Below are 19,067 nucleotides of genomic sequence, written 5' to 3'. Positions count from 1 at the left end.
CTGTTCCAGCTAAGCAACTTTACCGGCAGAGGTCCATTGGTTCTACCCACCACGTATACCATAAACTGTATATATATCTTTATATATTTGGTGTGCTTGACCTTCTGGCTTCTCAAGAAGGGGAAGCATTTTGGGAGAAAAGCAGAAAAATTCAGGTCAAACAGTAAAATTCGTCACGGACTTGCCCATACTTCATACATGAGGTTTATTGATTGATCGGTCAATGAGGACGTTGTTAGATGACCCAAGTTTTAGATGCTATTCAACCTGCTACCCCACGAGACGTCAATGTCTACCTGCCCTATTACCAAGGCGGTAAAAGAGATTTACTACCTTTGGCGATCTCGCTTTATCAAAATAACAACTTAGAAGGGCAACGGGGCATCGAAGGGGGAAGCAATATTCCCTTTGTGGCGACATGGAATGTTTCTAAATTGCCTGCAGACCTAACCCGTTGCCGCATCCAGTTTGATAATGACGGGGACTTAAATTACGAACTCACGATTACGAATTTCGAATTTATTGGTTTTTTAATCGAAGTCATTACCAACTACCGACGCACTAAAGTTGCTGATTTTCCCAAGACTTTCTATCGTAAGCTGTTAAAGCTAGATGATTAACCCCTAATCCATGAGGAGTTCTCGGAGTGCAAAAGGCGTCAAAACATCTGCTGATTGGTTCCATTGAAGCATTCAGTGGTAAGTCAGCTGCCATTCTGGGCCTTGCTCAATCTCTGATCAGTAAGGGATACCGATTGGCCTACGCTAAACCTATCGGCACGTACGCTGAGGGATTGGCCGATGACGGACTGGACATTGATGTTAAGTTCATTGCTGAAACCCTCGGGCTCACGCCAGAGCAGGTTTACCCTACCCTGTTATCTATTCATCCTCAACATATTCAGCAACAGCTTGAAGATGGAGATGCGACTAACTATGTAGAACAACTACATCAGTTAGAAAAGAAAGATGATGTTGACCTTGTGATTTTAGAAGGTCCTGGCTCTCTTTCAGAAGGATATCTATTTGACGTATCTTTACCTCAAATGGCTCAAGCACTAGATGCAGAAGTCGTGTTAGTGAGCCGCTTTCACAATCTCGCCATGATTGATGCTGTGCTCAATGCGAAGGCCACCCTTGGTAATCGTTTGGTGGGCGTCATTTTCAACGATGTGAGCGTTGAACAACAACAACTATTGCAATCAACAGTGCAATCTTTCCTTGAAACGAAACAAATCCCTGTTTTAGGGGTATTGCCCAGTAACGCTTTACTGCGCAGCGTCAGTGTATCGGAGTTGGTTCAACAGCTCCAAGCTGACATCCTGTGCGGTCATGACTACTTAAACCTCATGGTGGAAGAGCTAACCATTGGGGCAATGAATGTCAATTCTGCCTTAAAGTATTTCCGAAAAGGTCGAAACATGGCTGTGGTGACAGGAGGCGATCGCACCGATCTTCAACTTGCGGCTTTGGAGTCTTCTACCCATTGTTTGATTTTGACCGGGCATTTCCCCCCCAATGAATTGGTACTGAACCGGGCTAAAGATCTAGAGATCCCCGTGTTGTTAGTTGATTCAGATACCCTAACCACCGTTGAAATCGTCGAGAAAGCCTTCAAACGTGCCCAAGTGCATGAGCGCATTAAGGTTGAATGTATTCAGGAAATGATTAATCAGCACTGCAATATTGATCAGCTCCTGGCAGCTCTGGGTTTAACGTCTCCAGTCACTCTTTAGAATTATTGATTGTTAATCGCTCCATTCACTTGTCACCAAGTGTGACGTCTGATTGTGAAAAAACAGAAACACCCTCATTTGATTGGCTCCAAATGGACCGCTCAATCTTCAACCTTTGGTTGGCGACATTTTCGGGTTGTCAATCGCAAGAATGAAGGTTCTCTGGTTTTTGCTGAGTTAGTTGCTGCTTGTGACGAAACGGTTCGATTTTGGGTGAATGCCAAAGCCTTGAAAAATCGAGGGTTATGGAAACCAGGCTGGCAATCTTTACTGGAGCAAGCGCAATCGGCTGAGTAACCAGGCAGGACCAATGCCATACCTTCTTTTTTTTCCATATGAACCTACGCATCAATACGACGGTTCTTAAGCATGGGGTGCGATACTATGCACTGGGGCTAAAGCTCCTGATGAATCCATGCCTGTGTATTAACCATGTTCGTTAATTTGTCGCCAACCTATTGGGCCGTTTTCACCTCTCCTGGACCAGAAATCTTCCGGATTGGTTCTGTGGTAATCCGATGGTATGGCGTCCTGATTGCAGCTGCGATCGTTTTGGGATTACAACTCTCGCAGCATTTGGCTACGTACCGTCGGATTAAGCCAGATGTCATCAGTGATTTGGCAATGTGGCTGGTCATAGGAGCCATCCCTTGTGCCCGTCTTTACTATGTCCTGTTCCAATGGGAGTACTACAGTCAACATTTGGATCAGGTGGCCACTATTTGGCGCGGGGGAATTGCTATTCATGGCGCCATCCTCGGCGGCATGTTGGCGGCCACGATTTTTAGTCGTCTGAATAAGGTTTCTTTCTGGCAATTAGCGGACCTGGTTGCTCCGTCTTTAATCTTGGGGCAAGCCATCGGCCGTTGGGGGAATTTCTTTAATTCAGAAGCCTTTGGTGATCCCACTGATCTGCCTTGGAAGCTGTTCATTCCAACAGGACGCCGTCCACTTGCCTATCGAAATTCAGCCTACTTTCACCCCACCTTCCTCTATGAATCGGTATGGAATCTGATGGTACTGGGAATCTTGCTGGCATTGTTTTTTAGGTTCCCTAAAGCCAAAAAAGGCACGCTCTTTCTGGTCTATGCGGTGACCTATAGCCTGGGTCGGCTGTGGATTGAGGGATTGCGGACGGATAGTTTAATGCTTGGGCCCTTAAGAATTGCTCAAGTCGTGAGCTTGATTGGCATTGGTATTGGCCTTCTCGGGTTGAGCTGGTTGTATTTGCTAAAGCGTAGTTTGCCGGATACTAAGCAGGCCTCTTAATGGGATACTGCAGCTCTGTTTTTTCATTGATATTTAAGTTGAATTGAAATCCTATGACTCCCCCTTCTCCTGAGCTTCTTGAGCAACCTACGTCCAGCAAGTCCCTATTACCAGCCGTTTATATCGTAGGAGCGGGACCAGGAGATCCTGAGCTACTCACCGTTAAGGCTCAGCGCATTATCCAACAGGCAGATGTAGTGGTTTATGCCAATTCTCTGGTGCCTAAGGAAATGCTGAGTCTATGCCATGACGGAGCAGAATTGATCCCCACCGCGACCAAGACCCTCGAAGATATCGTTCCGATGATGATTGAGAAGGTACGATCGCATCTTTCAGTCGTTCGACTCCACTCAGGCGATCCCTGTCTGTATGGGGCTGTTCACGAACAAATACAGGCTTTGGCAGAAGCAGATATTCCCTTCGAAATTATCCCTGGTATTAGTGCATTCCAGCTTGCTGCAGCTAAATTGCAGGTGGAACTCACCGTACCCGAACTGGTACAGACGATTATTTTGACGCGCATTAGTGGCCGAACTCAGGTTCCACAAGCAGAAGAGCTTGCAAGCTTAGCAGCTCACAAAGCCAGCCTTTGTTTGTATCTCAGTGCCCGCCATGTAGACCAGGCTCAACAAAAATTGCTGGCTCATTATGAACCGGATACCCCTGTAGCCATCGGCTTTCGCTTAGGGTGGCCCGATGAACAAATGTGGGTTGTGCCGTTATCTGAGATGGCAAAGGCAACTGAAGACCATGAGTTGATTCGGACGACCCTCTACTTAATCAGTCCAGCATTGCAGGCCACTCATTCTCAAGCGAGATCACGGCTGTATCATCCTGAACATCGACATCTATTTCGACCGGGGACCCATTGAGCTTCGTTAGCCGACAGCCCCATAGCGATTGATATTTGGAACACGGTGAGGTGTTTTCTAGATCTGTGTGGAGAAAGCCTGTCTCGATCTCTCGCTTGATAATGATCGACAACGGCTAGTCAAGCATTCATAAAGCAGCTAAAAACTAAGCCTGTAAAGAATTACAGCAGCTCGAAGACGATCGCACCCTAAAAACTAGAGATTTTCGTTGACATTTCTTTATGTTGCTGTTACATTAATTTACATAAGGTTACAACACACATGAGTTCCACGGAGTCTACACACATGAATACCTCTAATAATTTCTTCGGATTTAATCCCTTTGCTGAAGCTTGGAGTGGCCGTTTAGCCATGGTTGGTTTCTATGCCGCCATCGTAATTGAGCTAGTCACAGGTAAAGGCGTTTTGCATTTCTGGGGCTTGATGTAAGCCGCTATTTTGCTCTCGACCTTTTATGAATTACAAGCTGACTATTTAGGAGATTAAATCACAATGAATACTCAACCTTCTTCTGGTTTTAGCGTCTTTTCCGAAACCTGGAATGGTCGCCTCGCTATGATTGGCTTGACTCTAGCCATCATCACTGAAGCCTTGACAGGTCAAGGTATTCTGGGCCAGCTCATCGCTTGGTTTAGCTTCTAAGAAATTCTTTCCACCCGCTAGTGTTTGTCTCTCCTCTCACTTTAGCTGGGCAAGCAGTAAAGATTAAGGTTACCGCGACCTTGATTATGTAATGAAGAATTCTATCCGTAAATCGGTGATGAGTTCTCTAATCATATTTAGTTATTAGTGTTATCACTCTCATCCAGGCCCAGCCATTGCGCTGGGTTTTTTTATTATCTACAAAATGCAATGCAAACTGGAACAATGGATTTGCTTCACCCATATCTAGAGAACGGTTGAAAAAAGATTAAACAAATGCTTGACAAATCGTTACAAGATCAGTTACATTTATTTACATAAGGTTATTTCGATTACGGAGTCAAACAACATGAGTACACAAAATCCAATCTGGGGCTTCACCGACTTTGCAGAGACTTTTGGTGGTCGTCTAGCAATGATGGGATTCTTCCTAGCCATCGTGACTGAAGTCATGACTGGTCAAGGGATTGTCGGTCAAGTTTCAACTTTACTAAATTTCTAAATTTCAGCTTGGGTAGCTTGCGAAATATATAGCTACCCCCAATATTCTCTTCTTCCTTGTCTATTAGCCCCAGCTTTACGCTGGGGTCTTTTATATCCAGTAATCTCAACTCTCCGTAGACATGAACAATTCGTCTGTTAGCAAAGATTCCATTACGACCTATCTACGAGAGATAGGTCGGTTTCCTCTGTTGAATCACGAAGAGGAAATCATCTTTGGCAAACAGGTACAACGTTTTATGACTTTGCAAGATCTCAAACAGGGCCTCCAAGATCACTTAGATCGAGAACCCACACAGGCAGAATGGGCGGACAAAGCTGAGATATCGGTCTCACAACTCCAGAAAGAGCTGAAGTTAGGCCGAAAAGCCAATCGCAAAATGGTGGAATCTAATTTGCGCCTGGTGGTCTCGATTGCCAAGAAGTACAACAAAGCTAAAGTTGAATTTTTGGATTTAATTCAAGAGGGTACAATTGGCCTCCAACGAGGTGTCGAGAAATTTGACCCGATGAAAGGCTATCGCTTTTCTACTTATGCTTACTGGTGGATTCGCCAAGCCATGACCCGTGCGATCGCAGAACAAGAACGAACCATTCGCCTCCCTATTCATATCAATGAAAAGCTCAGTAAACTGCGCAAGGTAAGACGCGAACTGTCTCAAACACTACATCGCGACCCCACTGTGGCGGAGCTGGCAGCAGAGATGGATCTGCCCCCTAAAAAAATTGAGGACTACCTCAGCTACGCTCGCCGCTCCATTTCCTTAGATATTCAGATTGGTGACCAGCAAAATACAGAACTGTGGGAATTGCTGGAAGATCCGAATGAATCTCCAGATAAATATGCCACGGCCTCTTCGCTACGGTCTGATTTAACGAAGCTGTTACAGGATCTTAGCCCCCAACAACGGGAAGTGATTACGTTGCGATACGGCTTGATTGACCAAAATCCACTGACCTTAGCCAAGGTGGGAGAACGTCTGAACGTCAGCCGAGAATGGGTCCGCCGGGTGGAGCGAGAAGCCTTTAAGATTTTGCGATCGCAAAAAGTGATGCTGCAAGAATATATGGCTATTTAATCGCGAGAACACCTCCCGCCAGTCTTAGCCCCAATCCCGATAGGCTTTTGCCTAGACGGGAAATTTTCTCATGGGGGATCACTCTCAGTTCGCCAACCTTATTCGATGACTCAGAGGCTAGGTCACTCAACGCTGCTACATACAGATGGAGTAGAGCAAACGTTTTCACTCCTAAACCTGTGATTTACGATTGTGAGCTAATCTCTTCTGCTAGCAGCGGGACCGCAATAGATTCAAGCCAACTCCAATTCAGTTCACAATAACGTTACATTAACCGTGCTTTTTTGTAAAATACTTTACAAATTTGAGTTATAAAAAATTCTTGAATAACAGCATTAGTACACCTTATTAGACTGTATTCTAAAAAAATATAGAGCTGAAATTAAAGCAAAAATTGTTAAATAAATGACTTATATCTTATAAAAAAGCCTTAATTAGCTATTTAACTCTCTTTAATTTAACTGGAACCTCTTTTTTAGCTAAATAAATTTTATTTTAGAGACTTCATTAAAAAGTCAAACTCAGTCTTGACAATTCGTAACATTTTAATTAGTATGGTTAACATAACGTTACATACGGAGTCCACTATGTTTGCACCTATCGTTGTTCTTACTCGCACTGCTGTTGGTACCCCTCGATTTACCAAACTCAGAGGAAAAGCGATCGCTCTGCATTCAAAAGCCATTACCAAATTCTGCAATCAAATTGGTATTGAACGGACTCAGCGCCAAAGCTGGATTCGTCTTGCCCGTGATAATGGCAAGCGCTTAGGTCTCCTTGCCTAAACTGATTTAATGTCGCCCAGCCTAAAACATTGATATTTCGATTGTCCAAGGTGGATTTTTACTGAAATCGATACGATGAAGAAAGTTGCCTTCAAAACTTAGAGATTCAATCTCCGCCTTACTCCCTTGACGACTCTCAACCATGAACTATTCTGCTCAAACCAAACTCATTCGATACTTGCGAGACGAGCTGTTGATCCCAGCTGATGCGATCGCACTTGCGATTCGCCAGCAACATCATCTTTCGAGTCAACTTCCCATCATTCTTTGGCAGTTTGGCTTTGTTTCCCTTAAGCAACTAAACCAAGTATTTGAATGGTTAGAACGTACAGAGTCTTCAAATAAAGTGGGAGCTTCTCCAGCCACCTGAACAAGCGATTTATCAAAAGTTAGGGAGCGAACCATGCCGATTAAAGACAAGCCTCAACGTCCCCGTCCAAACCTAATTACAAGTCTGCTGCTATTTCTACCTGCAATCTTGTTAATTGCAAATTTGGCCTTACCCTATGTCATGGGTCCTAGAGTGCCACGGGTTCCCTATAGCTTCTTCATTGAACAAGTCCGAGATGAGCAGGTTGCCCGAGTGTCTGTGGGGCAAAAATTAATTCGTTACAAGCTAAAAGAGGGAGTAGCTGAACAAGCTCAGCTTTTAGAAACCACTCCTATCTTTGACCTAGAACTCCCCAAGCTCCTCGAATCCAAAGGCGTGGAATTCGCAGCCACTCCCCCTCCAAGCAATCGCTGGTTCACCACCCTACTGAGCTGGGTCATTCCCCCCGTCATCTTCGTCGCCATCTTCCAATTCTTTAGTCGTGGTGGCATGGGTGGTGGTGGTCCCCAAGGTGCCCTCTCCGTTACCAAGAACAAAGCCAAGGTCTATGTCGAAGGCGATGACAATAAGGTCACCTTTGATGATGTTGCTGGTGTAGAAGAATCTAAAGCTGAACTCGAAGAAATTGTCGAGTTCCTCCAGTCTCCTAAGCGCTTCACTGATATCGGAGCCAAGATTCCTAAAGGTGTTCTTTTAGTTGGACCTCCTGGAACGGGTAAAACGTTGATGGCTAAGGCCGTCGCCGGTGAAGCTGGGGTTGCCTTCTTCAGTATCTCGGGTTCTGAGTTTGTGGAACTATTTGTCGGTACCGGTGCCGCTCGCGTTCGTGACTTGTTTGAACAAGCTAAAAAGAAAGCCCCCTGCATTATCTTTATTGACGAATTGGATGCCATTGGTAAATCTCGTTCAGGTGGAAATGGTTTTGTCGGCGGGAATGATGAGCGGGAACAAACCCTCAACCAGCTCCTAACTGAAATGGATGGGTTTGGGGCTGGAGATGCCACGGTTATCGTCTTAGCTGCAACGAACCGTCCTGAAACTTTAGACCCTGCCCTATTACGTCCCGGTCGATTTGACCGTCAAGTCTTGGTTGACCGTCCTGACCTCACAGGTCGTCTGGCTATCTTGGAAATCTATGCCAAGAAAGTGAAGCTGGGTGAGAATGTTGACCTTAAGGCCATGGCCACTCGTACTCCTGGTTTTGCTGGGGCTGACCTAGCCAACTTGGTGAATGAAGCGGCACTACTAGCAGCCCGACGCGGCAACAAGGTGGTGGAGACTCAAGACTTTGCGGAAGCGATTGAACGAGTGGTGGCTGGTCTAGAGAAGAAGAGCCGAGTGCTCAATGAGAAAGAGAAGAAGATTGTGGCTTACCACGAGGTCGGTCATGCACTAGTCGGGGCCAAGATGTCGGGTTCGGATCAAGTGGAGAAGATTTCTATTGTCCCCAGAGGTATGGCTGCACTAGGTTATACGTTGCAAGTGCCCACGGAAGACCGGTTTTTGTTGAATGAGGCTGAACTTCGAGGTCAGATTGCCACTTTGTTAGGTGGACGAGCTGCGGAGGAGGTCATCTTCGGGAGTATCACGACGGGTGCTTCTAATGATTTACAAAGAGCGACGGATCTAGCGGAGCAGATGGTGACGTCTTACGGCATGAGTGAGGTGTTAGGTCCTCTAGCTTATGACAAGGGTCAGCAGAATAATTTCCTCGGTGGGGGGATGAATGCTCGCCGGGCTGTGAGCGATGAGACGGCGAAGGAGATTGATAAGGAAGTCAAGGGCATTGTGGAGACGGCTCACCAGGAAGCGCTCACTATCCTCAAGGGAAATAAGGAGCTGTTGGAGATGATTTCTGAGCAGTTGCTGGAGAAGGAAGTGATTGAGGGCGATGGTCTCCGGGAGATGCTGGCTAAGGTCCATCCTGAAGCCCATGTCCAGACTGCGGATGAACAGGAGCCTGTCGCTCTCTAGTCCTAGTTGAACTTCCATAGCAAAAGCCCTTCACTGAGCAATTGGTGAAGGGCTTTTGTTTAAGGCTTTATTAGCGGTTGACCAGTTCACGGAACCATTCATCCTCACGAAAATCAACGAAGTGAGTATCACTGCGGGCTTGTTCTCGAAAGCTTGGGTTCAGCTTGATGGCCCGCTCTAGATTTTCTAAACCTAAGGCTGTCTCACCTTGGAGGACATAGCAGACTGCTTTGCCATAGTAAGCATTGGGGTAATCCGCATTAATCTCTAGGGCTTTGTTGAGGCTAACCAGAGCATCACGATCACGTTCTAGCTTGATCAGGGCATACCCTCTATGGCTCCAGGCTTTATAGGCTTCAGGCTTATGATTAACGGTATGTTCAAAGGACTCAAACGCTTCTTCATGGCGTTCTAAAACTTGCAGAGCTAATCCCCGATTCAACCAGGCAGCAGCATCCTCAGATTCATGTTGAACGACATGATCAAACGAGGCAAAGGCATCTTCATGACGTTGGAGGATGCCCATCACAAATCCTCGATTCATCCAGGCATTGCGATGGTTCGGTTCAATGGCAATCACACGGTTATAGGTAGAGAGGGCTTCATCCCAGCGCTGGAGACGCTCTAGTAAAGTGCCACAGTCCATCCAGTTGTGGGGCTCTTCCGGCTGCAGCTTTGCCGCTTCTTTGAAAGCCCCGAGCGCGCCTTCATATCGCTGTAAGTCCTTCAACACTTGGCCTCGGCGTTGCCAAAGCTTAGGATCCTCTGGGGTCAGCTCAATCGCTTTATCTAGGGAGCCGACAGCTTCTTCAAACAGCTTTAGCCCGCTCTGGGTTTCGGCCCGTTGGCACCAAAGTTGAGGATCATCGGCTTTTAGCTCCAACGCCTGATTATAGACAGAGAGGGCCTGGCGGAAATTGCTGTTCGCTAGTAGCTCGTCTCCTTGCCGGATATAGTCCGCAACATCCAGGAATAGATCGGGATGATTGGCCTGTAGGCGCTCTAAAGGCCCCAATGCCGTCTGCAATTTCTGATCAATTTCTGCCACGGCGTCTCCAGCGAGCTGGGCTGGAGATAGGGCTGCTAGCTGTTTGAGAATCTGATCTTTGCGAGCTTGGGCATCCGTTGTAATGGTCGCTAGATCCTGTTCTGTTTTCGCTTCTATGGCTTGCAAAGACTGCTGGGTTTGCTCTTGGGAACCTTGCAAATTCGTCTTCAAGTCGGCCAGCTGACCGGATACCTGTAGGGTCAGCGCTTCGAGGTCTTGAACCGCCTGCTCTTGGGTCGTTTGCACCTCTGTCTTTAGGTCTACCAGCAGAGTAGAGGCATTGTCGGTCAGGGCCTGAACATCGGCTAGGGCATTGGTCTTTTCAGTATCTAACTGAGTTCTGTAGTTGAATAGCTGGGTTGTGAATTCAGACTCTTGTACCTGGAGCCGTTGCAGTGTCTCACTGGCCTGGGATTGGAAGGTTTCTTGCGCTTCTGTGAGCTGACGGGTAATTTCGGTACCGACCTGTTTGAGACGCAGGAGGAATGAATCTTTTTTCTCGTTCGCCTTCACCTGGAGCTGGCCTTCAATCTCCTCAAGCTGGGGGGTGAAATCACTTTCTAGCTGTTTGAGATTTTGCAAAATCAGTTCCCACTGTTTACGGGCCTCTTGCTGAAGGTCAGACAGTTGGGTGACATATTCCGCTTTAGAGGTGGCAAGATAGCCAATTAAGGTTTCTTTCTCCGTTTGAGCAACGGCTTGTAAAGCCGACATTTGCGGCCCAAAATCATTGCTCATTTTTTCGACCCGTGTCAGGATCTTGTCCTGCTCCTGTTCGCTCTTGTTTAAGAGTTGGGACAATTGGGTTTTGAAATCCGTCTCCGACTGCTTCAGACGATCTAGAAATTCTGTTTTTTGGGCCTGGGCATCGGATTCAACCGTAAACAGTTGAGGTTCAATCTCTTCACCGAGGCGCTTGAGGTGAGCCAGAATCGTTTCCTGTTCGGTTCTCAGTTCCGTATCTAGGGTGTCAAATTTGGCGGTTGAATCGGATTCAAAGGTTGCGATCGCAGCTTCCGTATCCGTCAAGGACCCTTCGATTTTATGGAGGATCTGCTGTTGCTTGGTGGAAAATTCTGCCAGCATATCTGACAACCGCTGGCGCTTGCTGGTTAAGTCTTGATGAAACTGCTCCGACTCTTGATGTAAATCCGTATCGAGATCTTCGGCCTTTTGCAGAATCACCTCTACAGCATCCGCTGCATCTGCCAGATGTCCTTTTAAGTCCCGCATCTCTCGCAGGTGTTTTTGCACCACCTCTGCGACCTCATGCACCACGGCCCGTCGCAGGAGAATCAAACTTGCGATCGCAGTAGCCAGAATCAACCCCAACACCACTAAAAACCAGTTAAATAAAGTTGTGGTTTGATTAACGGCTTGAGTCGCCTCTGCCTGGGCTTGTTTTTGGCCTTCTCGTTCCTTTTGCAATTCTTCCAACAGCCGCTGCATCTCTTGCTGATCTACGACAGGGACAGCAGGTGATGAAGAAGACTGGGCAAACGCAGGACTCAATAGCAAAGTCGAGAGAACAACGCTGTACCAAATAGATGTGTTGAGAGTTTTGGATTTCATCAGATCTTCCTCACCTGGGTGGGGTGTGCAATCACCTTCTTTATAAGGTAATCAAAATTGAGACGGGTGCTTGCTGTGTACCTATCATAGTAAGGGCCTAGGGAGCAAGTTCTACCACCCCAGCGACTCCTGCAAAAAATGGACAAATGAATCCTCTTTCGAGTTAACCGCGCTTCAAGTGTAGCGGGGGTGATCTAGATTTAAAAGTCCTTAAATCATGTCATTTTATTCTTTCACTCGTATGAAATTTGCCATAAAATAACACAGTGGCTAGACTTGGGCTTTACGGTTTACACAAACCCTAGATGTCGAACCTGCCCAGAATTCGAGCGTACCGTCTTTACTCAATAGCAGCCCGCACTGCTCAACTTAATGTATAGCGCCAGCAAATCTGTACTGCTCCTACAGCCTCTAAAATTTCAGGCTCAAGTATGGACAACAGCCCTACAATCCCAGCAGATCGAAGTCATTGAAGAGCCTGCCGGAATCAGTTTTTCGCAACTAGCAGGCCAACGAGATGCCATTGAACGGGCCAATATTGGCTTGCTGTTAGTGGACTTAGGGGCTCAGCAACTGAATGCCTTTGATGTTTGTCGGTGGTATCACGACAATTACCCCGATCTCAAGCTGATCCTAACAGCAGGGTTACGCCAAAAAGTCCTGTCCACTGAGCGGCGATTAGCCCTAGAACAAGGCGCTGAAGATTTATTCCCTGGATTTCAGCAAGATAATATTTTGCCTACGGCCATTGGTCGGGTCAGACGAATCCTGGAGATATTGAGATATCATCCCCTAGAAGAACAGGATCTGATCGACGATCTGATGACCTTCTATCGCCATGGTGCCGTTCCGGCCCATAAATTACCTACACCCACAGAAATGGCGTTTTCGACATCTAGACAAAGCTGTCCCATAGACTTAGACGAAAACCCTCAAACCTCCACCATCATCCTGCCAGAGCGGGCCTATTCCGTGCAGCGGTTGTCGAGCCCCGAAGAGCCTCTTGCCCCCGTTCAACCCCCATCTATCCAGAAATCCAAGCTGAGCAAGTTCTATCTCAAAGCATCTTTAGTGACGTTGCTCCTCTTAATTGCAGGGTTTTGGGGATGGTTACGGTCGCCGAACCAACTCCAGCTCAGCCCCGGTCAGGGCGCTGCTACTTTGGCACTCACACCCACTTTTTCAGAGGTGCCAGATGTTCCAGAAGGGCTTTATAACTACGGCGGTAGTGCCACTTGGGCATTGATACGTCCCGAAGTTGAAGATGCGATCGCAGAGGTGTATCCCAACCTTCAATTACGCTATGTAGAAACGGTCAAGGGCACGCCTGGTTCGGGTCAAGGCATCAAAATGCTCTTGGATGGCAAAATTGACTTTACCCAATCCACCCGACCGCTCAATGACGAAGAATATGCGATCGCCATCAAAAGAGGCTTCAAAGTTACCCAACATGCTATCGGCTTGGATGGTATCGCAGTCGTCGTTCACCCCTCCTTAAATGTGCCAGGGTTAACGGTTGCCCAACTGCGAGACATCTATCTAGGCAATATCAACAATTGGAATCAGCTAGGTGGCCCCGATCAAGATATTATTCCTTTTTCTCGCCAATCTGGAGATTCCGGCACCGCTGATTATTTTCAAGAGTATGTGCTGCAGAATGAACCCTTTAGTTCTAGGGTTGTCCCCATCTACTCCACCACAGATGCCTTGCGCCAATTAAACCGTGCCACTGGCGGTATTTACTACGCTTCAGCAGCTGAAGTCCTCTATCAATGTATTGGCAAACCCATTCCCTTAGGTCTCAGTCAAGATCAGCGGATACCACCCCAACAGGGAAAGCCAACCCAGAATTGTCCTCCCGCTCGTAATCAGCCTAATTTAGCTGCCTTCCGAGATGGCAGCTACCCCATTACCCGCCCCCTCTACGTCATCGTCAAAGAAAATAAGGACCGGGAACAGTTGATTGGAGAAGCCTATACAGACTTGATGTTGAGCGAACAGGGGCAAAAGCTCATCGAACAAGCTGGTTTTGTCAGAATTGAGTAACGCCACCTTTTCCCCAGTGACCTTGAGCAATAGCAACGTTTAGATATCATCAGTATCCCGATGAACGGTCTCGGGCGAAAAGGCAGGTAAGCAGACTGCAATATATTCGGCGCCATTGGGTGTACTGTATCGAATCCATTCTCCGGGTTCTGTCACAATGGCTTGGCCTGCGTTCACCTCCAATACGCCCCCTTCATATTCAACTCGCAATAATCCTTGCAAGACAACGGTCATTTCCTGGAATGCAGGTTTTTGTCCGGGTTCTTGCCAGCCTGCAGGAGATACCATGCGGGCGACGCTAATATGGTCATGCTTGGAATTCACTCGTCCACAAAATTCTTCAATCCGTTTGGGTTTATTCCCAGCAGCAGTGATGATCGTAGGCTGGTCTATAAAAGTCGGCATGACAGTCTCCTTTAGAGCTTGAGGACAAAATGATAGCTGCTGATTTGCAGGCCTTCCCGCTGGTAAAACCGATGGGCATCCAAACGTTGCAACCCAGAATCTAAATGCAATTGAGCACAGTCTTGCTGACGAGCATACTGGATGAGCCAATCTAACAGTTGGTGCCCGTAGTTTTGCGATCGCATCTGTGCATCGGTGATCAAATCATCCACATACAGAAATCGCCCCCAAGATAAGCTTTCGCTAATTCGAAACCCGGCAACAGAGCAGACACCCTCTGAATTGGATAAATAGGCCAACTGATACCCACACTGCATCTGCCTTTGGGCTTGTATGACAAATGCTTGGGATTCGAGGTGCGTTCTTAACTGCACCATCACTGGGTAACAGGCTCGAAGCTGGTCATCTGTTGTCGCAATCTGTATTGAAGTCACGCTTACTCCGCCAGATGTCTAGATTATCAGCATATTTCTGAAATGCTCCTGCATCTTGGATTGCCTAGGGTTGTAATCTGAGTTCTGGTATTTTTAGTGGCAGAGATAGAACCTTCATTGCCAAGATTGTGACCAAGGATTTAAGGGGTTGGATTGATCAATGTCATGAGTGTTGCTGTTGACTCTGTTCTGGCTCGGTGTTGTGTGCCAGCTTTAACCACCAAACAGTCATGTTGGCTCAGGTTAAAACTGCCATTCTCAGTGTCAATCGAAACAGAACCAGAGAGCACGACAAACATTTCATCTGTATCTTTGTGGATGTGCCAATTTGCGATCGCACCTCGCATCACCCGAATTTCGACTGGATTGCCATTAAAGTTATCTACCCATTCGCTTGCCCAATCGGAAGTGCCACTGGAAAGTCTTTGGGCAATTTCTGATAAATTGGCCAATCTCTTACCCTCCTGTTTGCTTAGCATCATCTATGGCCAAGATAACAACGAATAACCCCTCATTGGTGACTTAAAAACTTACGTAACACTCCTGCTCCTGAGTAGAAGTTAAGCCAATTTTGGATCGATGCTTATGGGTATGCCCCATAATTGAAGAGCGTCTATCCATCAGTGGTCAGCTGAGTTCATCCAGGTTTAGTATTCGAGCAAGCAGGCACTGATGTCTTTAATCGATCCAAAACAAACTTCTATTCCCGATCTGCGCCGTGATTATCGGCAGCAGGCGCTTTTGGAAACTGGGGTCAATCCCAATCCTATCCTGCAATTTCAATCTTGGTTTGAGCAAGCTGTCCAAGCAGAATTACCAGAGCCCAATGCTATGACTTTAGGGACAGTCTCGGCAGACAGTAAGCCATCCGCGCGCATGGTGTTATTAAAAGGATTTGACCAACAGGGATTCGTTTTTTATACGAATTACCTCAGTCGCAAAGGACAAGATTTGGCCCAAAGGCCCTGGGCGGCCTTGGTCTTTTGGTGGGCAGAATTAGAACGCCAGGTCCGAATTGAAGGGGAAGTCATAAAAGTGAGTGATCAAGAAACGGAGGCCTATTTTGAGAGTAGACCCCGAAGTAGTCAACTAGGGGCATGGGCATCGGAACAAAGCCAAGTGATCAGCGATCGCAATATTCTGGACCAGCGTCTCCAAGAGTTGGAACAGAAATATCAGAATCAACCGATTCCCCGTCCGCCCCATTGGGGAGGCTACCGGGTCAACCCTCATCTGATCGAATTTTGGCAAGGACGCACCAGCCGTCTGCATGACCGACTCTGTTATCGATATACAGATCAGCAGTGGACCCTTGAACGGTTATCTCCCTAAAGCTGAATAGCCTATGACATTAATCCAAGTTTGGGGATGCTTACTCATCTTTGTCCTATGTCCTTTGTTGGGGGGCATACCAGCATCGGAATGGTTGAATCAACACCTGCCTATCCCTCCAAGCCCCCCCTGGCGCTATGGAGCAACATTCTTAGAGATGGGGATAGAGGCCAGTAAAGGAATCGCCAGTGTCTGTTTAGCTCAATATTACTTTCCCCGAGATCCGACCTGGTGGATCATTGCTCTAATTGCCCTGGTATGTGGGCAGTTTTGGCTCAGAAAATCGAAACGACTACTGGGCATCATCGCTGGTGGCGTGATCTATAGCTGGCAGATTGCATTTTTGATGCTGTTAATCGGAGGCATCGGTATTACCTTGCTGCGCGAAAGGCGCATTGGACGATTGGGGCTATTAGTCCTGTTTCCTCTACTCGTCGGACTATATACCCAACAAAGTTCGCAGATTATGGCGGCCATGGGCCTCAGTTTTGTCCTAGCTTGGGTGGATGAGCAAGTGCCCCAGCCCCCGGCTTCCCCTTCCATGGGCTCAAGTCCGGGTGAGTTAATGACCCTAGATCGAGCTAATGATGCCCATTTATTCGGTTTCTTTCAACGCGATCGCAACATCCGTACGTTAGACCATTCCCTCAATGCAGACCAAGTTGGGTCCTTAGCCGTTACTCTCAGCCAGCTCAAAGCCTTGGGATACAAGGTGCCCCCAGGCTGGCTGCTGTCCCCAGGTGATGACGCGGATCCACTGATTCAACTCCTCAACCCCAGCCCTAGCCAACCCCTAATGATTCGATCTAGTGTTATTGGGGCTATGCTAAGTGGCACTCCCCCCGAACCTGTTTTCCAAATCACCTCTCGTCGAGCTTTAGCACAGATCATTCGAGCTTGTCGCTCGGCCTATAGTGCAACTCCGTCCTCTCCCAATTCTAGAGATTCTGGAGTTGCGGTCATGGTTCAAGTCCAAGTCAAAGGTCAATATAGTGGCTTGGTCAGGAGTCAAGACATCCAAAATAGTGATCCCACTACCGTGGTGATTATTGGTGGTCCAGGTTCCACTCCCGCTGAGGCATTGATGCATCCCCAAACTCAACAGATTCGGGTTTCTGTTCCAGAAGCGGCTAGTTCCCAGGCCCTTAGCGCACCTCAACTGCTTCCCTCAAAATTAGTACAAAAAATCGCTTCAATTGCCCGAGACTTGGAGACTCACTATCATGGCATTCCTCAGCAGATCGAATGGAGTAATGACGGGTCTATCCTCTGGATATTAGCCGTAAGCGCCATCCAGGAATAATCTTGCCTACAATACAAAAGATATAAATTCCGGATCGCATCTGTTCACCAGCTCCCTATTCAGCCCTATGAACGAACGTCAATCTGCTAAGAACCATACCCACTGGTTATTAGCCATGCTTGTGGCCTGCATCATGACTTCGATTTTGCACTATGTCGACAACGTTCTGTTCTTTGATCAATATCCCGAACCGACTTGGTTTAATCCTTCGTTAGTGGATATTCTTTGGTTTGTGATGACGCCCATTGGCATAACAGGCTATATCTGCTGGCAGCAAGGGCATCGAACCCTAGCCTTTGGGCTGTTATATCTCTATGTTGCAATGGGGCAGTTAACCCTGGGGCATTTGCTCCTATCTGGGATCTGACCTGAAAAATGAATGGTCTCATTCTTTTGGAATCTTTGACCGCACTGATCTTGGGGACTTATTTAGTCTGGTTACAAGTCCGCACAACACCCACGTTTCCCCCCACAAATTCAAAATAAAGCTCACATCCATCAGGATTTAGTCAATGGAGGCTAGGTAACCATGCAGTATCGTCGATTTGGCAGAACAGAACTGCAACTACCCGTCTTTTCCTGCGGTGGAATGCGATATCAGCATTCTTGGAAAGATGAACCTGGCTGGAAAGTTCCTAAAGCCAATCAAGACAACCTCGACGCCACTATTCGTCGCTCAATTGAGCTAGGGATTAATCATATTGAAACGGCCAGAGGCTATGGCACTTCAGAACTTCAGCTTGGCCGAATTCTACCGACATTCCCTCGCCATCAATTAATTATTCAAACTAAGGTTGCCCCCAAAGAAAAGTCCCAAGAATTTCGTAAGACCTTTGAGCAATCGCTACGAAACCTAAAACTCGATTATGTCGACTTGCTAGGGATTCATGGCATTAATACCCCCGAATTACTGGAGTTCACCCTTCGCTCTGGCGGATGTCTTGATATCGCCCGCCAATTGCAAGAACAAGGCAAGGTCAAGTTTGTGGGCTTCTCTACCCACGGCCCCACCGATTTAATCGTAGAAACGATTCAGACCAATCAATTCGATTACGTCAATTTGCACTGGTATTACATCAACCAGTTCAATTGGGCAGCGATTGAAGCCGCGACCCAACACGATGTCGGGGTATTTATTATTAGTCCTTCGGATAAGGGGGGCATGTTGTATAAACCTTCGCCAAAGTTAGTTGAGCTATGCCAACCCCTCAGCCCCATAGTATTCAACGACTTATTCTGCTTAAGCCATCCCCAAGTCCATACCCTCAGTTTGGGTGCAGCTCGCCCCAGTGATTTTGATGAACATCTGAAAACATTGGAGCTACTCGAACAAGCAGAGACCTTGCTACCACCGATCTTGGAGCGGCTGCAAGCAGCAGCGATCTCAACCCTAGGCGAAGACTGGGTCAACACTTGGCATCAAGGCCTGCCAACTCATGAGCAAACGCCCGGCAATATCAATATTCCCGTCATTCTGTGGTTGCGAAATCTAGCTCTAGCTTATGACATGCAAGACTATGCCAAGATGCGCTACAACCTCCTAGGGCAAGCCAGTCACTGGTTCCCCGGTCAAAAAGCAACCCATTTGTCCAACTTGGATCTGAAGGAATGCTTAAGAGCTAGCCCCCATGCTGAAAAAATACCTGAACTCCTATCACAGACACACTTACAACTAGGTGGGCAATCCATTCAGAGATTATCTCAAAGCTGATTGAATGATGGCTTTCGGCTCATCACTA

22 protein-coding genes are annotated in these 19,067 nt (G+C 47.2%); 17 read left to right on the top strand and 5 right to left on the bottom strand.

Features of this window, described 5'->3' with window-relative positions; translation table 11 throughout:
* Positions 1-239 precede the first annotated feature (239 nt).
* The 9 genes from ebsA (at position 240) to HRE53_RS20065 (ending at position 6,098) form a co-directional block, all read left to right on the top strand.
* Positions 240-620 (top strand): type IV pilus biogenesis protein EbsA, encoded by a 381-nt coding sequence (ebsA, locus tag HRE53_RS20105; protein WP_212665008.1) that lies wholly within the window; start codon positions 240-242, stop codon positions 618-620.
* Between the two features lie 26 nt (positions 621-646).
* The gene (locus HRE53_RS20100) at positions 647-1,735 is read left to right on the top strand and encodes a phosphotransacetylase family protein (protein WP_212665007.1); all 1,089 of its coding nucleotides are present in this window, start codon (positions 647-649) and stop codon (positions 1,733-1,735) included.
* 51 nt (positions 1,736-1,786) lie between these two features.
* Positions 1,787-2,032 carry a TIGR02450 family Trp-rich protein gene (locus tag HRE53_RS20095; protein WP_212666178.1) on the top strand — a complete coding sequence of 82 codons (246 nt, stop codon included), beginning with the start codon at positions 1,787-1,789 and terminating at the stop codon, positions 2,030-2,032.
* A 135-nt stretch (positions 2,033-2,167) separates the two neighbouring features.
* On the top strand, positions 2,168-3,004 hold the full coding sequence (gene lgt, locus HRE53_RS20090; RefSeq protein ID WP_235107696.1) for a prolipoprotein diacylglyceryl transferase: 837 nt from the start codon (positions 2,168-2,170) through the stop codon (positions 3,002-3,004).
* A gap of 53 nt (positions 3,005-3,057) precedes the next feature.
* The gene (cobM, locus tag HRE53_RS20085) at positions 3,058-3,876 is read left to right on the top strand and encodes a precorrin-4 C(11)-methyltransferase (RefSeq protein ID WP_212665005.1); all 819 of its coding nucleotides are present in this window, start codon (positions 3,058-3,060) and stop codon (positions 3,874-3,876) included.
* Between the two features lie 285 nt (positions 3,877-4,161).
* Positions 4,162-4,305 carry a hypothetical protein gene (locus HRE53_RS20080; protein WP_010470165.1) on the top strand — a complete coding sequence of 48 codons (144 nt, stop codon included), beginning with the start codon at positions 4,162-4,164 and terminating at the stop codon, positions 4,303-4,305.
* Positions 4,306-4,368: 63 nt separating this feature from the next.
* Entirely contained in the window at positions 4,369-4,518 is a 150-nt protein-coding gene (locus tag HRE53_RS20075; RefSeq protein WP_235107695.1) for a high light inducible protein, read from the top strand.
* 349 nt (positions 4,519-4,867) lie between these two features.
* The gene (locus HRE53_RS20070; RefSeq protein ID WP_235107694.1) at positions 4,868-5,020 is read left to right on the top strand and encodes a high light inducible protein; all 153 of its coding nucleotides are present in this window, start codon (positions 4,868-4,870) and stop codon (positions 5,018-5,020) included.
* Positions 5,021-5,141: 121 nt separating this feature from the next.
* Entirely contained in the window at positions 5,142-6,098 is a 957-nt protein-coding gene (locus tag HRE53_RS20065; protein WP_235107693.1) for an RNA polymerase sigma factor, RpoD/SigA family, read from the top strand.
* Here HRE53_RS20065 and HRE53_RS20060 read toward each other — a convergent pair.
* Positions 6,091-6,267, bottom strand: coding sequence for a hypothetical protein (locus HRE53_RS20060; protein WP_235107692.1), 177 nt, complete (start codon positions 6,265-6,267; stop codon positions 6,091-6,093). The genes HRE53_RS20065 and HRE53_RS20060 overlap by 8 nt on opposite strands.
* A 418-nt stretch (positions 6,268-6,685) precedes the next feature.
* On the opposite strand from HRE53_RS20060, the gene HRE53_RS20055 reads away from it, so the two are divergent.
* The 3 genes from HRE53_RS20055 to ftsH4 all read left to right on the top strand — a co-directional run bounded on the left by HRE53_RS20055 (position 6,686) and on the right by ftsH4 (position 9,188).
* Positions 6,686-6,883 carry an electron transporter gene (locus HRE53_RS20055; protein WP_212665001.1) on the top strand — a complete coding sequence of 66 codons (198 nt, stop codon included), beginning with the start codon at positions 6,686-6,688 and terminating at the stop codon, positions 6,881-6,883.
* A 142-nt stretch (positions 6,884-7,025) separates the two neighbouring features.
* A complete protein-coding gene (locus tag HRE53_RS20050; protein ID WP_212665000.1) occupies positions 7,026-7,253 on the top strand; it encodes a DUF2949 domain-containing protein in 228 nt (75 codons plus the stop codon).
* A 33-nt stretch (positions 7,254-7,286) separates the two neighbouring features.
* Entirely contained in the window at positions 7,287-9,188 is a 1,902-nt protein-coding gene (ftsH4, locus tag HRE53_RS20045; RefSeq protein WP_235107691.1) for an ATP-dependent zinc metalloprotease FtsH4, read from the top strand.
* A 70-nt stretch (positions 9,189-9,258) separates the two neighbouring features.
* On the opposite strand, the gene HRE53_RS20040 is transcribed toward ftsH4, so the two are convergent.
* Complete coding sequence (locus HRE53_RS20040) at positions 9,259-11,808, bottom strand: TPR end-of-group domain-containing protein (RefSeq protein WP_235107690.1); 2,550 nt, start codon at positions 11,806-11,808, stop codon at positions 9,259-9,261.
* Between the two features lie 372 nt (positions 11,809-12,180).
* Between HRE53_RS20040 and HRE53_RS20035 the strand changes: the two genes are divergently transcribed.
* Positions 12,181-13,854 carry a phosphate ABC transporter substrate-binding protein gene (locus HRE53_RS20035; RefSeq protein WP_235107689.1) on the top strand — a complete coding sequence of 558 codons (1,674 nt, stop codon included), beginning with the start codon at positions 12,181-12,183 and terminating at the stop codon, positions 13,852-13,854.
* Between the two features lie 39 nt (positions 13,855-13,893).
* Here the strand turns inward: HRE53_RS20035 and HRE53_RS20030 are convergent, their stop codons facing one another.
* The 3 genes from HRE53_RS20030 to HRE53_RS20020 form a co-directional block, all read right to left on the bottom strand.
* The gene (locus HRE53_RS20030) at positions 13,894-14,259 is read right to left on the bottom strand and encodes a cupin (RefSeq protein WP_235107688.1); all 366 of its coding nucleotides are present in this window, start codon (positions 14,257-14,259) and stop codon (positions 13,894-13,896) included.
* Between the two features lie 11 nt (positions 14,260-14,270).
* On the bottom strand, positions 14,271-14,693 hold the full coding sequence (locus HRE53_RS20025) for a GNAT family N-acetyltransferase (RefSeq protein ID WP_235107687.1): 423 nt from the start codon (positions 14,691-14,693) through the stop codon (positions 14,271-14,273).
* 140 nt (positions 14,694-14,833) lie between these two features.
* A complete protein-coding gene (locus tag HRE53_RS20020) occupies positions 14,834-15,145 on the bottom strand; it encodes a cupin domain-containing protein (RefSeq protein WP_235107686.1) in 312 nt (103 codons plus the stop codon).
* A gap of 220 nt (positions 15,146-15,365) precedes the next feature.
* Here HRE53_RS20020 and pdxH point away from each other — a divergent pair, with 220 nt between their 5' ends.
* From pdxH to HRE53_RS20000, 4 genes are all read left to right on the top strand, one after another.
* Positions 15,366-16,025: a pyridoxamine 5'-phosphate oxidase gene (gene pdxH, locus HRE53_RS20015; RefSeq protein WP_235107685.1), complete on the top strand. Its 660-nt coding sequence runs from the start codon at positions 15,366-15,368 to the stop codon at positions 16,023-16,025.
* Between the two features lie 13 nt (positions 16,026-16,038).
* A complete protein-coding gene (locus HRE53_RS20010) occupies positions 16,039-17,328 on the top strand; it encodes a hypothetical protein (RefSeq protein WP_235107684.1) in 1,290 nt (429 codons plus the stop codon).
* 67 nt (positions 17,329-17,395) lie between these two features.
* On the top strand, positions 17,396-17,695 hold the full coding sequence (locus HRE53_RS20005; RefSeq protein ID WP_235107683.1) for a hypothetical protein: 300 nt from the start codon (positions 17,396-17,398) through the stop codon (positions 17,693-17,695).
* 162 nt (positions 17,696-17,857) lie between these two features.
* Positions 17,858-19,039, top strand: coding sequence for an aldo/keto reductase (locus HRE53_RS20000; protein ID WP_235107682.1), 1,182 nt, complete (start codon positions 17,858-17,860; stop codon positions 19,037-19,039).
* Positions 19,040-19,067 lie beyond the last annotated feature (28 nt).

Source organism: Acaryochloris sp. 'Moss Beach', assembly GCF_021497025.1.
Lineage (GTDB): Bacteria > Cyanobacteriota > Cyanobacteriia > Thermosynechococcales > Thermosynechococcaceae > Acaryochloris > Acaryochloris marina_A.
Note: the sequence above shows the minus strand (reverse complement) of the source record. Positions and strands in the feature narration are given on the sequence as shown.

What these genes read in the sequence shown, in the direction of transcription:
- ebsA (WP_212665008.1), top strand. Translation starts at nt 240, where the DNA reads ATGACCCAAGTTTTAGATGCTATTCAACCTGCTACCCCACGAGACGTC.
- lgt (WP_235107696.1), top strand. Translation starts at nt 2,168, where the DNA reads ATGTTCGTTAATTTGTCGCCAACCTATTGGGCCGTTTTCACCTCTCCT.
- cobM (WP_212665005.1), top strand. Translation starts at nt 3,058, where the DNA reads ATGACTCCCCCTTCTCCTGAGCTTCTTGAGCAACCTACGTCCAGCAAG.
- HRE53_RS20080 (WP_010470165.1), top strand. Translation starts at nt 4,162, where the DNA reads ATGAATACCTCTAATAATTTCTTCGGATTTAATCCCTTTGCTGAAGCT.
- HRE53_RS20075 (WP_235107695.1), top strand. Translation starts at nt 4,369, where the DNA reads ATGAATACTCAACCTTCTTCTGGTTTTAGCGTCTTTTCCGAAACCTGG.
- HRE53_RS20070 (WP_235107694.1), top strand. Translation starts at nt 4,868, where the DNA reads ATGAGTACACAAAATCCAATCTGGGGCTTCACCGACTTTGCAGAGACT.
- HRE53_RS20065 (WP_235107693.1), top strand. Translation starts at nt 5,142, where the DNA reads ATGAACAATTCGTCTGTTAGCAAAGATTCCATTACGACCTATCTACGA.
- HRE53_RS20055 (WP_212665001.1), top strand. Translation starts at nt 6,686, where the DNA reads ATGTTTGCACCTATCGTTGTTCTTACTCGCACTGCTGTTGGTACCCCT.
- HRE53_RS20050 (WP_212665000.1), top strand. Translation starts at nt 7,026, where the DNA reads ATGAACTATTCTGCTCAAACCAAACTCATTCGATACTTGCGAGACGAG.
- ftsH4 (WP_235107691.1), top strand. Translation starts at nt 7,287, where the DNA reads ATGCCGATTAAAGACAAGCCTCAACGTCCCCGTCCAAACCTAATTACA.
- HRE53_RS20040 (WP_235107690.1), bottom strand. Translation starts at nt 11,808, where the DNA reads ATGAAATCCAAAACTCTCAACACATCTATTTGGTACAGCGTTGTTCTC.
- HRE53_RS20035 (WP_235107689.1), top strand. Translation starts at nt 12,181, where the DNA reads ATGTATAGCGCCAGCAAATCTGTACTGCTCCTACAGCCTCTAAAATTT.
- HRE53_RS20030 (WP_235107688.1), bottom strand. Translation starts at nt 14,259, where the DNA reads ATGCCGACTTTTATAGACCAGCCTACGATCATCACTGCTGCTGGGAAT.
- pdxH (WP_235107685.1), top strand. Translation starts at nt 15,366, where the DNA reads ATGTCTTTAATCGATCCAAAACAAACTTCTATTCCCGATCTGCGCCGT.
- HRE53_RS20010 (WP_235107684.1), top strand. Translation starts at nt 16,039, where the DNA reads ATGACATTAATCCAAGTTTGGGGATGCTTACTCATCTTTGTCCTATGT.
- HRE53_RS20005 (WP_235107683.1), top strand. Translation starts at nt 17,396, where the DNA reads ATGAACGAACGTCAATCTGCTAAGAACCATACCCACTGGTTATTAGCC.
- HRE53_RS20000 (WP_235107682.1), top strand. Translation starts at nt 17,858, where the DNA reads ATGCAGTATCGTCGATTTGGCAGAACAGAACTGCAACTACCCGTCTTT.